The sequence below is a fragment of the Roseomonas sp. GC11 genome, assembly GCF_024437745.1.
Taxonomy (GTDB): Bacteria; Pseudomonadota; Alphaproteobacteria; order Acetobacterales; family Acetobacteraceae; genus Pseudoroseomonas.
In genome coordinates, this window is the sequence record NZ_JANFNY010000091.1 from 1 (window position 1) to 13514 (window position 13514).

At 69.4% G+C, this 13514-nt stretch carries 10 protein-coding genes; 6 read left to right on the top strand and 4 right to left on the bottom strand.

Annotation, left to right across the window (positions count from 1 at the left end; all coding sequences use genetic code 11):
- Positions 1–880 (bottom strand): D-alanyl-D-alanine carboxypeptidase family protein (locus tag NON00_RS20990; RefSeq protein ID WP_256024702.1); only part of this gene is annotated, 880 nt, incomplete at its 3' end.
- A gap of 481 nt (positions 881–1361) precedes the next feature.
- Between NON00_RS20990 and NON00_RS20995 the strand changes: the two genes are divergently transcribed.
- From NON00_RS20995 to NON00_RS21015, 5 genes are all read left to right on the top strand, one after another.
- Positions 1362–1943: a phasin family protein gene (locus NON00_RS20995; protein WP_256024703.1), complete on the top strand. Its 582-nt coding sequence runs from the start codon at positions 1362–1364 to the stop codon at positions 1941–1943.
- A 553-nt stretch (positions 1944–2496) separates the two neighbouring features.
- Entirely contained in the window at positions 2497–2865 is a 369-nt protein-coding gene (clpS, locus tag NON00_RS21000) for an ATP-dependent Clp protease adapter ClpS (protein WP_256024704.1), read from the top strand.
- Between the two features lie 168 nt (positions 2866–3033).
- Positions 3034–5406 carry an ATP-dependent Clp protease ATP-binding subunit ClpA gene (gene clpA, locus NON00_RS21005; protein WP_256024705.1) on the top strand — a complete coding sequence of 791 codons (2373 nt, stop codon included), beginning with the start codon at positions 3034–3036 and terminating at the stop codon, positions 5404–5406.
- A 338-nt stretch (positions 5407–5744) separates the two neighbouring features.
- Entirely contained in the window at positions 5745–6575 is an 831-nt protein-coding gene (locus NON00_RS21010) for an aspartate dehydrogenase (RefSeq protein WP_256024706.1), read from the top strand.
- Between the two features lie 204 nt (positions 6576–6779).
- Positions 6780–8054, top strand: a complete 1275-nt coding sequence (locus NON00_RS21015; protein WP_256024707.1) for a M20/M25/M40 family metallo-hydrolase — start codon at positions 6780–6782, stop codon at positions 8052–8054.
- A gap of 51 nt (positions 8055–8105) precedes the next feature.
- Here NON00_RS21015 and NON00_RS21020 read toward each other — a convergent pair whose 3' ends face one another.
- Positions 8106–9035: a DMT family transporter gene (locus NON00_RS21020; protein WP_256024708.1), complete on the bottom strand. Its 930-nt coding sequence runs from the start codon at positions 9033–9035 to the stop codon at positions 8106–8108.
- A 75-nt stretch (positions 9036–9110) separates the two neighbouring features.
- Positions 9111–9638: a transcription elongation factor GreB gene (gene greB / locus NON00_RS21025; RefSeq protein WP_256024709.1), complete on the bottom strand. Its 528-nt coding sequence runs from the start codon at positions 9636–9638 to the stop codon at positions 9111–9113.
- A 276-nt stretch (positions 9639–9914) separates the two neighbouring features.
- Here greB and NON00_RS21030 point away from each other — a divergent pair, with 276 nt between their 5' ends.
- Positions 9915–11453, top strand: a complete 1539-nt coding sequence (locus NON00_RS21030; RefSeq protein ID WP_256024710.1) for a sensor histidine kinase — start codon at positions 9915–9917, stop codon at positions 11451–11453.
- Positions 11454–11591: 138 nt separating this feature from the next.
- On the opposite strand, the gene NON00_RS21035 is transcribed toward NON00_RS21030, so the two are convergent.
- Positions 11592–13394 (bottom strand): ABC-F family ATP-binding cassette domain-containing protein, encoded by a 1803-nt coding sequence (locus tag NON00_RS21035; RefSeq protein WP_256024711.1) that lies wholly within the window; start codon positions 13392–13394, stop codon positions 11592–11594.
- Between the last annotated feature and the right edge of the window lie 120 nt (positions 13395–13514).

Sequence of the window (13514 nt, forward strand, 5' to 3'; positions counted from 1 at the left end):
CAGGGGCGCGGGCGAGGAGGGCCGGGCCGCGCACGCGGCGCACCGCGGCGGCGGCAGCGCCCCCGGCGGCGGCGCTGGCCATCGCCGTGCCACGCGGCTCGGCCACGCCCAGCTGGGCGAAGCCACGGTCGAGCAGCGCGGCGGTGTGGCGGTCGCGCTCCACCCAGGAGCTGCCACCGAAGACGGCGGCGATCAGGCGGACATTGTCGCGCCTGGCGCTGGTGACGATGTTGAAGCCGGAGGCATCGACATAGCCGGTCTTGATGCCATCGGCGCCCTCATAGCTGTCCAGCATGCGGACGTGGCTGCGCAGGTTCATGCCGGCGACGCGGACGCGCGATGTGTTGAAGTAGTGGAAATATTCCGGGAAATCGTAGAGCAGGCGGCGGCCGAGGGTCGCCATGTCATAGGCGGTGGTCACCTGCTCGATATCGGGCAGGCCGGAGGCGTTGCGGAAGGTGGTGTGCGTCATGCCGATGGCGCGGGCGCGCAGCGTCATCATCTGGGCGAAGCGCGACTCGTCGCCGCCGCCGAGCGTCTCGCCGATCAGCGAGGCGACGTCATTGGCGGAGATGGTGACGAGGGCATAGATGCCATCCTCGACCGAGATGCTGCGGCCGACGGGCAGGCCGAGCTTGGTGGGGATGCGGCTGGCGGCGGTGGGGGTCATGACCAGCCGCGAATCGAGTCGCATGCGGCCGGCGCGCAGGGCGTCGAACAGCATGTAGAGCGTCATCATCTTGGTCAGCGATGCCGGGTGGCGCGGCGCGTCGGCATTGGCGCTGTAGAGGATGTTGCCACTGCCCGGCTCGATCACCACGGCGGCGTAGCGGGCGCTGCCGATCTGCGCCTGGGCCTGTCCCGGCAGCAGATGGAGCATGAGCGCGGAGGCCGCCAGGACCCCCAGCCGCCGAAGCACACGCGGAAGTTGCATTCAGTCCCCCGAATCCAGCACCTCACCCCCCCGTGAGGTAGAATTCAATCATAGCGTTACGCTGGAGGTGGTGTCATCGGGAACCGAAGAGGAACAGTGGCTTTCAACAAGGGCTTAATCCCCTTCGTTTATAGCCTGTGCGATGGCGTGACGTCAGAGAGTGAAACAGGGGGTCGAAGAGGGTCGGCATGACTTCGTCGAAAGTTCATGCTGCACCGCAAAAAACCTCTGGACATTTCCGCGAATCATTGCCATATCGTCCCTATGCTGCACTGCACCCACGCTGCATCGCAACAGCGACGTCGAGTGGGGGGTCGTGTGGCCCTCGGCCTGGCCCGTACAGCTCCGGGCAGGCCCGGCAGGATGGCGCCGGAGCTGTGCCCCGATCAGTCCCCCCGCGGGGCGCGTCGAGACCGAGGAGAGACCGATGGCGAGTGAGCCCAAGGTGACCAAACTGACCACGGAGAAGGCCGCGGCCGAAAAGATTCCGGCCGAGACCGCCCCCCCCGTGGAAAAAACGGCGAAGGCCGCGCTGGCGCCCGTGCCGGCGCCGGCCAAGGCTGCGACCAAGACGATCGACACCAGCGCGGCACAGACCCGCACGGCGATGGAGAAGAGCATGGACCAGGCGACCCGTACCGCGGAAGGTTTCTACAAGGCCACCGAGGAGGCCGTTGAGTTCGGCCGCGGCAACATCGAGGCCATCACCAAGGCCACGCAGACCTATGTCACGGGCCTGCAGGACCTGAGCAAGCAGGCCTTCGCCGTGCTCCAGGCCCTGAACGAGCAGGCCGTGGCCAACGCCAAGGCCCTGGCCACCGTCAAGAGCCTCAAGGAAGCGGCCGAGCTGCAGACCAGCTTCGCCAAGTCCCAGCTCGAGAAGTCCCTCACCGAGGCGACCAAGCTGAACGAAGCCGCCTTCAAGCTGGCTGAGCAGTCTTCCGCTCCGATCGCCGCGCGCATGACGCTGGCGATGGAGAAGCTGGCCCGCCCGGCGGCGCTGGTCTGAGACCATGGCCGGCCGCCGGTGCCCCAAGGCGCCGGCGGCCCTCCCATGGCGCCGGACCTCCGGCGCGGCGGCAGGCGCGCATGGCCGGGGCCTCCCCCCGCCCGCGCGCCGCACCCGGCCATCCCTGGCCACCCTCCCCCCGCCTTCGGCAGCACACCGCGTCTGGCCGGCAGCCCGATTCCGCCTGCGCCGCGCTGGCGCGGATCTCCGCCAAACTCTCTTTCTGCCACCCCCTGCCTGGCCCTCGCGCGCCTGCGGGGCCGCTGACCGGAAGGCCGGCCAGAAGGCCCCGGCGCATGGCGTGGCGCATGCCGCGGCAGATCCCGGGCCCCGCCCAGGGCCGGGCAGAAGGGCGGAGAGGCAGGAGAGAGGCCCCGGCGGCGCTTTTCCGCCCTGTGGCGCACCTGCCGCCCCTTCACCTTGCCCCCGCCAGTCCGATATCCTTCCCCATCACGGGAGACGCGCGGCCGCCGGATGGGCGAGCGCGCCGCGCGCTCCAGCAATGGGAATGCCTTTTGGTGCAGACGACAACCGGCAAGCCGGCAGCGCAGTCATGACCGACCAGCACAAGCGCCCCGACCAGGATCCCGCCAACCCCGGCGGCACGGACGGCCAGGGCGGCGATGGCGCCGCCACCGGCGTCGTCGTCAAGACACGGCCGCGCACGCGCAAGCCGGCCATGTACAAGGTCCTGATGCTCAACGACGACTACACGCCGATGGAGTTCGTCGTGCACGTGCTGGAGCGCTTCTTCCAGAAGAACCGGGAGGAGGCGACTCGCATCATGCTGCATGTGCACCGCCGCGGCGTCGGCGTCTGCGGGGTCTATACCTATGAGGTGGCGGAGACCAAGGTCACCCAGGTGATGGACCTCGCCCGGCAGAATCAGCACCCGCTGCAATGCACGATCGAAAAGGAATGATGCGGGGCGCACTCATCTCTGTGTAACCTGCTGAAACTTAGACTGGCCCTCGCCGTATCGGGGAAGCGCAACCACATAACGGCTATCCCGGGTCGCAAGGCTCAGTCTCTCTCGGTGCCGGAACCCACACCCCCCGGCACCGTCTCTGGAAGGGGAGCGTCATAACGCATGCTGTCCCGCAATCTCGAGCAGACGCTCCACCGCGCTCTGGCGCTGGCCAATGAGCGCCGTCACGAATACGCCACGCTGGAGCATCTGCTCCTCGCCCTCGTCGACGACACCGACGCCGCCACCGTGCTGCGTGCCTGCGGCGTCGACCAGGACAAGCTGAAGCGCGACCTGGCCGAGTTCCTCGACAAGGACCTGGCGGGCCTCGTGACGGAACGCTCCGGCGACCCGAAGCCGACCGCCGGCTTCCAGCGCGTCGTGCAGCGCGCCGCCATCCATGTGCAGTCTTCCGGCCGCGACGAGGTGACGGGGGCCAATGTCCTCGTCGCCCTGTTCAGCGAACGGGAGAGCCATGCCGTCTATTTCCTGCAGCTGCAGGACATGACGCGGCTGGACGCGGTGAACTTCATCAGCCACGGCATCGCCAAGGCCCCCGGCCGCAGCACCAGCCGCCCGGTGCAGGGCACGCCCCCCACCGCCGGCCCCAGCGCGGACGAGCCGGAGAAGGAGGAAAAGCCCCAGGGCGCCCGGCGCGGCCAGGACGCGCTCTCCAACTACTGCGTCAACCTCAACAAGAAGGCGCAGCAGGGCAAGATCGACCCGCTCATCGGCCGTGACCAGGAGATCGAGCGGACCATCCAGATCCTCTGCCGCCGCACCAAGAACAACCCCCTCTACGTTGGCGACCCGGGCGTCGGCAAAACCGCCATCGCCGAGGGCCTGGCCAAGCGCATCATCGAGGGCGACGTGCCCGAGGTGCTGGCCAAGTCCACCATCTTCGCCCTCGACATGGGCAGCCTGCTCGCCGGCACGCGCTACCGCGGCGATTTCGAGGAGCGGCTGAAGGCCGTGGTGAACGAGCTGGAGCAGCAGCCCGGCTCCATCCTCTTCATCGACGAGATCCACACCGTCATCGGCGCCGGCGCCACCTCCGGCGGGGCGATGGACGCCTCCAACCTGCTCAAGCCCGCCCTCGCCCAGGGCACGCTGCGCTGCATCGGCTCCACCACCTACAAGGAGTACCGCAGCTACTTCGAGAAGGACCGCGCCCTGGTCCGCCGCTTCCAGAAGATCGACGTCAACGAGCCGTCGGTCGAGGATGCGGTGAAGATCCTCACCGGGCTGAAGGCCAATTACGAGAAGCACCACAAGGTCAAGTACACGCCGGAGGCCATCCGCGCCGCCGTCGAGCTCTCGGCCAAGTACATCCATGACCGCAAGCTGCCGGACAAGGCCATCGACGTCATCGACGAGGTCGGCGCCTCCCGCATGCTGCAGCCGGAAGGGAAGCGGAAGAAGACCGTCACCCTGAAGGATGTCGAGGATATCGTCGCCAAGATCGCCCGCATCCCGCCCAAGAGCGTGTCCTCCGACGACAAGGAGACGCTGCGCAACCTGGAGCGCGACCTGAAGGCGATGGTCTTCGGCCAGGACCAGGCCATCGAGGCCCTCTCGGCCGCCATCAAGCTCTCCCGCGCCGGGCTGCGCGACCCGGAGAAGCCGATCGGCAATTATCTTTTCAGTGGCCCCACCGGCGTGGGCAAGACGGAAGTCGCCAAGCAGCTGGCCAAAACGCTGGGCATCGAGCTGATCCGCTTCGACATGTCGGAATACATGGAGCGGCACAGCATCAGCCGGCTGATCGGCGCGCCGCCGGGCTATGTCGGCTTCGACCAGGGCGGGCTGCTGACCGACAGCATCGACCAGCACCCCCATGCCGTGCTGCTGCTGGATGAGATCGAGAAGGCCCACCAGGACCTCTACAACATCCTCCTCCAGGTCATGGACCACGGGAAGCTGACGGACCACAACGGCAAGACGGTGGATTTCCGCAACGTCATCCTCATCATGACGACCAATGCGGGCGCCGCCGACATGGCCAAGTCCGGCATCGGCTTCGGCCGCGAGCAGCGGACGGGCGAGGATGAGGAGGCGGTGAAGCGCCTCTTCACCCCGGAATTCCGCAACCGCCTCGACGCCGTCGTGCCCTTCGGCAACCTGACGCCGGAAATCGTCGGCAATGTCGTCGAGAAGTTCGTGATGCAGCTGGAGGCGCAGCTCGCCGACCGCAACGTCACCATCGAGCTCTCCTCCGCCGCCAAGGAGTGGCTGGCCGAGAAGGGCTATGACCGCCTCTATGGCGCGCGCCCGCTGGCCCGCGTCATCCAGGAATACGTCAAGAAGCCGCTGGCCGAGGAACTCCTCTTCGGCAAGCTGGCCAAGGGCGGCGCGGTCAAGGTGGGGATGAAGGAAGGCGCCCTGACCTTCGACTATATCGAGGCTGCCCTCCCCGCCCTGCCCAAGCCGGAGGATGGCCACGGCCCCGATGGCGGCGATGGCGAGAGCCACCACACGCCGGAGACGGCGGGCTAACCCCCCGCCCCTCCCCAGGCCCCTCCCCCGGCCCAGGGCCCCGCGCCCGGGCCATGCGGCCAGCCAACGCGGCCCGGTGGTCTCCACCGGGCCGTTTTTCCATCCCCGCCCCGCCTGGAACCGGTGACCTTGGCAAGCCTGGGCGTGGCGTCTACCCTGGACCCCTGGCCGCCGATCCCCCCAGACGGCAGCCTGGAGCGAGGCCGGCCACCCCGTGGCCATCCCGCGGAGTCCAGGCGGCGCGGATGGTCCCCCCATCCTGGCCGTCTGGACGTTCGCTCCCCCCCCTTGCCAGCACCGCCGCCCCGGTCTCTCTTCGGCGCGAGAGAGGAACCCCGATGAACGCCATGACCCAGATCCGCCCGCGCCCGCTGCGCGTGGCCCTTGCCGGATACGGCGCCGTCGGCATCCGCGTGGCGGAGGCCCTGGATGCCGGCATTCCCGGCTGCGAGCTGACCGCCATCGCCGCGCGCGACAAGGCCAAGGCCGCCCGCCGCGTGGCGGAGCTGCGCTACCCCGTGCCGGTGGTGGACATCGCCGATCTGGAAGGGCTGGCGGATCTCGTCATCGAATGCGCCCCCGCCGCCCTGGTGCGCGAGATCGTGCAGCCCTTCGTCACCGCCGGGAAGAAGGCCATCGTCCTCAGCGCCGGCGCCCTGCTGGGGCAGGAGGAGCTGGTGGACCTGGCGCGCCAGCATGGCGGGCAGATCATCGTGCCCACCGGCGCGCTGCTCGGGCTGGATGCGGTCGCCGCCGCCGCCGAGGGGCAGATCCATTCCGTGCGGATGACCACCCGCAAGCCGGTGCGCGGCCTGCTCGGCGCCCCCTATCTGGAACAGAACAACATCGACATCAGCGGCATCACCGCGCCGCTGCGCATCTTCCAGGGCACGGCGCGGGAGGCGGCAGCGGGCTTCCCGGCCAATCTCAACGTGGCCGTGGCGCTCTCCCTGGCCGGAATCGGGCCGGACCAGACCCAGCTGGAAATCTGGGCGGACCCGGCCCTGACCCGCAACACCCATTCGATCGAGGTGGAGTCGGACTCCGCCCGCTTCACCATGACCATCGAGAACCTGCCGAGCGATAACCCCAAGACCGGCAAGATCACCGCCCTGTCCGTCATCGCCTGCCTGCGTAAGATCAGCGCCCCGCTGCGCGTGGGGACTTAAAAAGAAAAAACCTTCTTTTTCTGAAGAAAAAGAAACAAAAAGACTTTATTTCAGTTTAGCGTCCCACCTCAGGCCCAAGGCGGGACGCCATCTGAAAAAAGTTTTTTGGTTCTTTTTTCCAAAAAAGAACAAAACCTTACCTGCTTGACCTCTTCTCCGCCGGGAGGGAACGTCGCCGCCCCTTTTGGATGACGAGGTTCCCCCATGGCCGATGATGCCCTGCCCTTCCTGCGCGCCACCCTGGCTGCCGCCGAGGGGGGTGATGCCTCGGCCGAGGCGCGGGCCGTGCTGGACAGCCCCGCCTTCCAGCGCGCCGCCGCCGCGCTGGAGGCTGACCATGACAATTTCGTCGCACAGCTCATCAGCCTGACGCAGATCCCCTCCCCGCCTTTTGGCGAGGCCGTGCGCGCCGCCGCCTTCGCCGAGATGCTGCGCGCCCAGGGCCTTCAGGAAGTGGAGACGGATGCGGAAGGCAATGTCACCGCCTATCGCCCCGGCACCGACTCGGAGGCGGGGGTCATCGTGCTGTGCTCGCATCTCGATACCGTCTTCCCGGCGGGGACGGATGTGACGGTGCGGCGCGAGGGCACCATCCTGCGCGCCCCGGGCGTGGGGGATGACACGCGCGGCCTGGCGCTGCTGCTCGCCCTCGCCCGCGCGCTGGACGCGGCGGAAATCCGCACGCGGGCGGGGCTGCTCTTCCTCGGCTCGGTGGGGGAGGAAGGCGCGGGCGACCTGCGCGGGGTGAAGGCCTTCTTCGAGAAGAGCCGCTGGCGCGGCCGGGTCGCCGGCTTCGTCGCGCTGGACGGGCTGGAGACGGCGCGGATGGTCCATGCGGCGGTGGGCAGCAAGCGTTACCGCGCCACCTTCCGCGGGCCGGGCGGGCACAGCTATGGCGCCTTCGGGCTGGTGAACCCGGCCTTCGCCCTGGCGCGGGCGATGGACGATCTGGGCCGCATCCGCGTCCCGGCCCGGCCCAAGACCACCTTCTCCATCGGCCGCGTGGGCGGTGGCAGCTCGATCAACGCCATCCCGGAGGAGATGTGGATGGAGGTCGATCTGCGCTCCGAATCGCCGGAGGTGCTGGCGGCGCTGGAGGCGCGCTTCCTGGCCGTGCTGCCGCAGGCGGCGGCGGATGAGAACGCGGCGCGCGACACGCGCGAGGGCGAGATCCGCGTGGAGGTGAAGAAGATCGGCGACCGCCCGGCTGGCTCCACCCCGGTGGAGGCGCGCATCACGCGGCTGGCCGGGGCGGTGATCACCGCGCAGGGCTATGCGCTGCGCCTGGCCGCCTCCTCCACCGACAGCAACATCCCGATGAGCCTGGGCATTCCGGCGGTGACGGTGGGCACGGGCGGCAGTGGCGACCGCGCGCACAGCCTGGAGGAGTGGATCGATGTGGAGCCGGTGGCCAGCGTGAAGGGCATGGCCACCGCGCTCGGCGTGGCGCTGGCGCTCTCCGGCATTTCCAGCAACTGAAGGCCGGCACCAGGAAAGGCGTGGTCAGGAGGGGGGCGTCCCCCTCCTGGCTCACGCGCTCTTCCGGGCCTCTTCCCGCGCCATCCAGGTGGCGGAGCCGAAGATGACGGCGGCGCCGGCGAGGGTCGCCCAGCCCGGCACGTCGCCATACAGGAAGAAGCCGAAGATCGCCGCCCAGGCGAGGTCGAGGAACTTCACCGGCTGGGTGGCCGAGACATCGGCCAGCCGGAAAGCCTCCGTCAGGCACCAGTGCCCCGCCGAGCCGAGCACGCCGCCCAGGATGAACCAGGCCAGTTGCACGAGGCTCGGCCATTCCCAGACGCTGAGGGCGAAGGGCAGGGTGAAGAGGGAGATGGTGATGGACTGCCACATCACGATCACCTCGGGCCGGTCCCGCTTCGTCAGCGCCTTGGTGATGAGAAAGGAGGCGGCGAAGAGCGGCGAGGAGGCGAGCATCACAAGGTTCCACGCCCCGCCCGCGCCGGAGAGCTTCGGCCCCAGCACGATGCCGACGCCGACGAGCCCGATGGCGGCGGCGAGCCAGCGGCGGCCGGGCACCTTCTCCTTCAGGAAGACCACGGCGCCGATCATGATGAAGATCGGCCCGGTGAAACCCAGCGCCGTGACATCGGCCAGCGGAATATGCGGCAGGGCGAGGAACCAGAGCAGCAGCCCGCCCGTATGCACCACGCCCCGCCAGAGCTGCCCCACCAGCCCCTTGGGCCGGAAGCTGCCGGCGCCATCGCGCAGCAGCAGCGGCAGCATGACGAGGAAGCCGAAGCCATAGCGCATGAACTGCGCCTGGAAGGAATGCAGCTCCCGCGTCATCACGCTCATGATGGCGTTGAGCACGCTGAAGAAGAGGCCGGAGAGCAGCATCCACACCATCCCCCGCAGCGTGGGGGAAAGGCCGCGCCAGGCCCCCTCCAGGCGGGTGCGCCACCCGCGTGCGAGGGGCGGTGGCAGGGCATGCTGCGACATGGATGATGGACCCGGACGTTCCGACAGGCCGGGCAGGATGCGCCCGCCGGCGCCGTGCCGCCAGGGGTGGCGGGACTATCCAGGGTAGAAAATCGAGACCACCTCCACCTCCTCCGGCCCGGCGGGGGTGCGGATGCGCACGAGGTCGCCGACACGCGCCTTCAGCAGCGCCCGCGCCACCGGCGAGACCCAGGAGATGCGGCCATGATCGGCATCCGCCTCGTCCACGCCGACGATGGTGATGGTGTGCTCCGTGTCATCCTCACGCGCATAGGTGACGGTGGCACCGAAGAAGACCTGGTCCCGCCGGGGCTGGCTGGCCGGGTCCACAACCTGGACGCGCTCCAGCCGCTTGCGCAGGAAGCGGACGCGGCGGTCGATCTCGCGCAGGCGCTTCTTACCGTATTGATAATCGGCATTTTCGCTGCGGTCGCCGAGGCTGGCGGCCCAGGAGACGATCTCGACCACCTTCGGCCTTTCCTCGTTCCACAGGCGGCGCAGCTCCTCCTGGAGGGCGGCATGGCCGGCCGGGGTCATGTAAAAAGGGGTTCCAGGCGGCAGGCCGGGCGGGCCGGCCTCATCGTCATCCTCGTCCTCAGGCATGCGGATCCCTCTTTTGCAGGCGGAGAGCGGTTAGCGGCGGAGCGTGGCCGAGGCAATATTTCTGCATCGCGATAAAACACCTCTCCCCATACGGGTTAAACCGCGCTTCAATTCCCGTATGCCGCAAGACGCCGCTCCCGAATCTCCCGCCTGGGATTCGTTGCCTTCGTCGGAAATGGGGCGCCATGCCTCGCTTCCTGCCCTGGCTTTCCTGCCTGCCCGGCAGGGTGGCGGGTGGCAGCCGGTATCACGGACAGGCCTGTGAGGCGCATCGCCATGGCCCGCGCGCCCGTGGCGGTGGCCTGTGTGCGGGGCCTGTTGCAGGCCAGCCGGGTGCAGGCCTTCCTGGCCGTTGGCCTGTTGCTGCTTTCCTCCGCCCTGCTGACGCAGCGGGTGATGAGCGGCGAGGCCACCACCCGGCAGATCAGCCGGTTGCAGGAGGACCTCCAGAAGGCCGTCCAGCTGCGCACCTGGCTGCAGGGCGGCACGGAGCCGGGGAAGGCCCTGCCCGTGGCGGCGGTGGACAGGACTGAATGGCCCCTGCCCAAGGGGGCGGAGGATGCGCCGGAACTCGTCTGCGCCCATGCGCGGCTGATGGCGCTGCTGTCGCTCCGCGCGGGGCAGGCTGACCCGGTGACCCTGCAGCAGATCTGGATGACGCTGCGCGAGATGGAGCAGGCGGTGCTACGGCGCATCACCAGCCTGAACCAGGCGGAACAGATGCAGTTGCGCCTCAGCATCCTGGTGGCGCTGCTGGCGGCGGTGGGGGCGGTGGGGGTGTTGGCGCATGGGCTGCGCCGCGCCCTGCACGAGGCCCAGGCCCAGGCCCAGGCGGCACGGCAGATGGCCGCGCAGATGCTGGCCGTGTGCAACACCGTGCCGGTGGGGCTGGCCATCCTCGATTCCGGGCTGCGGGTCCAGAGCCATAATCCCCGCCTGGCCTCGCTGCTGGAGATGGACTCGGCCAGCCTGCACGGCGCGCCCCTGGCGGCGGTGCTGCCGCCGCTCGCGGCGCGGCTGGCCACCCAGGAGGACCCGCTGCTGCCGCAGGAAATGGAAATCGCCATCTCCAATGCCGCGGGCGGCGTGCGGGGTTATTTCGTGGCGCTGGAGCCGGTGGCCGGGCTGGGTCCGCGCCCCGGCCTCTGTCTGGCGCTGATGGATGTCACCGAGCGCATCGCCAGCGAGGCGCGGCGGGATGAATTGGTGAGCGAGCTGAACCACCGGGTGAAGAACACCCTGGCAACCGTGCAATCGTTGGCAGCACAGACCCTGCGCGGCGCGGCGCTCGACCCGCACCGCTTCGCGGCGGATTTCAGCACGCGGCTGGCGGCGCTCTCGCGCTCGCATGAATTGCTGGCGGCGGTGGGCTGGGCCCCGGCCAGCCTGCCGGCGGTGGTCCATGCGGCGCTGCTGCCCTGGGCGGCCAGCGGCCGGCTGGCGGTGGAAGGGCGAGGCAGCGGGCCCCTGCTGCGGCCAGGACAGGCACAGTCCCTGGTCATCGCGCTGACGGAAATGGCCGGCAACGCCGCCCGCCACGGCGCCCTGCGCCAGGATGGCCATGTCTGCCTGCGCTGGGAGGAAGATCCGGCGGAGGGCACCGCCTCCCTGCTGTGGCAGGAGCAGGGGGGCGCCCCCCTGCCCGGCCCGCCGGCCCATCGTGGCTTCGGGCTGCGCTTCCTGGAGCGCGGGCTGGCCCATGACCTCGGCCCGGGCACCCAGGTGCGGCTGCACTTCCCGCCGGAAGGGCTGCGCTGCGAGATCCGCTTTCCTATCGCCCGGCAGGGGGGGAACCTCAGCCAGCAGGCCGCGTGAAGGGATAGAAAAGGCGTTCTTTTTTGAAAAAAAGAACCAAAAAACTTTTTCAGTTCGGCGCCCCGCTGTGTCGGGAGACGGCGGCAGCCTGAAAAAAGAGTCCCGCCGGGCCGGGAGACGGCGGCAGCCTGAAAAAAATTACTTCAGCATTTCGAGTTCCAGCCAGCGTTCTTCCGCCTCGGCAAGGCCGGCCTCCGCCTTCACCAGCAATTCGGTGGCCTTGTCGAAGCGCGCGCGGTCGCGGGTATAGAGGCCGGGATCGGCCAGGATCTCCTTCAGCTTGGCGATCTCCGCCTCCAGCTTGCGCATGCGCGCCGGCAGGGTGTCCAGCTCGTGCTGGTCCTTGAAGCTGAGCTTCTTGCGCGCGGGCGGTGGCGGCGGCGCGGCGGCGGGCTTCGGCGCCGCCCTGGCGGGCGTGGCCGGGGCGGCCTCGGCACGGGCGCGCACGCCATGGCCGCGCTGCGCCACCATGTCCGAATAGCCGCCGGCATAATCCTGCCAGCGCCCTTCCCCCTCCCAGGCGATCACATTGGTGCAGACCCGGTCCAGGAAATCACGGTCATGGCTGACCACGATGACCGTGCCGGCATACTCGGCGATCTGCTCCTGGAGCAGGTCCAGCGTCTCCAGGTCCAGGTCGTTGGTCGGCTCGTCCAGCACCAGCAGGTTGGAGGGCATGGCGAAGGCGCGCGCCAGCAGCAGCCGCCCCCGCTCCCCGCCCGACAGCGCCGAGACCGGGCTGCGTGCCTGCTCCGGCAGAAACAGAAAATCCTTCATGTAGCCGACCACATGGCGCGGCTGACCATTCACCCAGACCTGGTCGCCACGCTTGCCCGTCAGCGTCTCCGCCACGGTGGCATTGGGGTCGAGCGCCTCGCGCCGCTGGTCCAGCGTGATCATCTGCAGGTTGGTGCCGAGCTTCACCGCCCCGGCATCGGGGGCCAGCACGCCGGTCAGCATGGAGAGCAGCGTGGTCTTGCCGGCGCCATTCGGCCCGATGATCCCCACCCGGTCCCCGCGCAGGATGCGGGTGGAGAAATCCTGCACGATGGCCCGCTCGCCATAGGACTTGCCGATCGCCTCGGCGGCGATGACCAGGGAGCCGGAGCCCTCGCCCTCGGCCACCGCCATCTTCACCCCGCCCTGGGCGGCGCGGCGCTCGCGGCGCTGCTGGCGGAGATCGGCCAGTTCCGCCACGCGGCGGACATTGCGCTTGCGCCGGGCGGTGACGCCATAGCGCATCCAGTCCTCTTCCCGCGCGATCTGGCGGTCGAGCTTGTGCGCCTCCTTCTCCTCCTGCTCCAGCACCTCGTCGCGCCAGGTCTCGAAATGGGCGAAGCCGCGCGCCAGCCGCCGCGTCACGCCGCGGTCCAGCCACACCATCTCGCGCGTCATCCCCTCCAGGAAGCGGCGGTCATGGCTGATCAGCACGAGGGCGGAGCGCATCGCCCCCACCTCCTGCTCCAGCCATTCGATGGCGGGGAGGTCGAGATGGTTGGTCGGCTCATCCAGCAGCAGGATGTCCGGGCTGGGCGCCAGGGCGCGCGCCAGCGCCGCGCGGCGGCCCTCGCCGCCGGAGAGGTTGCCCGGCACTTCCTCGCCGGTCAGGCCGAGCTGCTCCAGCAGGTAATGCGCGCGGTATTCGTCATCGCCCGGCGCGAGGCCCGCCATCACATAGGCCAGCACATTCGGGAAGGCCGAGAGGTCCGGCTCCTGCTCCAGGTAGCGCAGCGTGGCGCCGGGCTGGACGAAGCGCGTGCCGCCATCCGGCTGCGCCAGCCCGGCGGCGATCTTCAGCAGCGTCGATTTGCCCGAGCCATTGCGGCCGATCAGCGCCACCCGCTCCCCCGGCGAGACCGAGAGCGTGGCGCCCGAAAGCAGCGGCGTGGTGCCGAAGCCAAGGCGGATATCCTGGAGGAAAAGAAGCGGAGGTGCGGCCATGCCCTGCTGCCTGAGGGGGCGCGGGCCGCGCGTCAAGCGGAGAAAAGAGAAGAGGGGGGGGGGGGGCGCCCCCCCCCCCCCCCCCCCCCCCCCCCCGCCCCCCCCCCCCCCCCCCCCCAC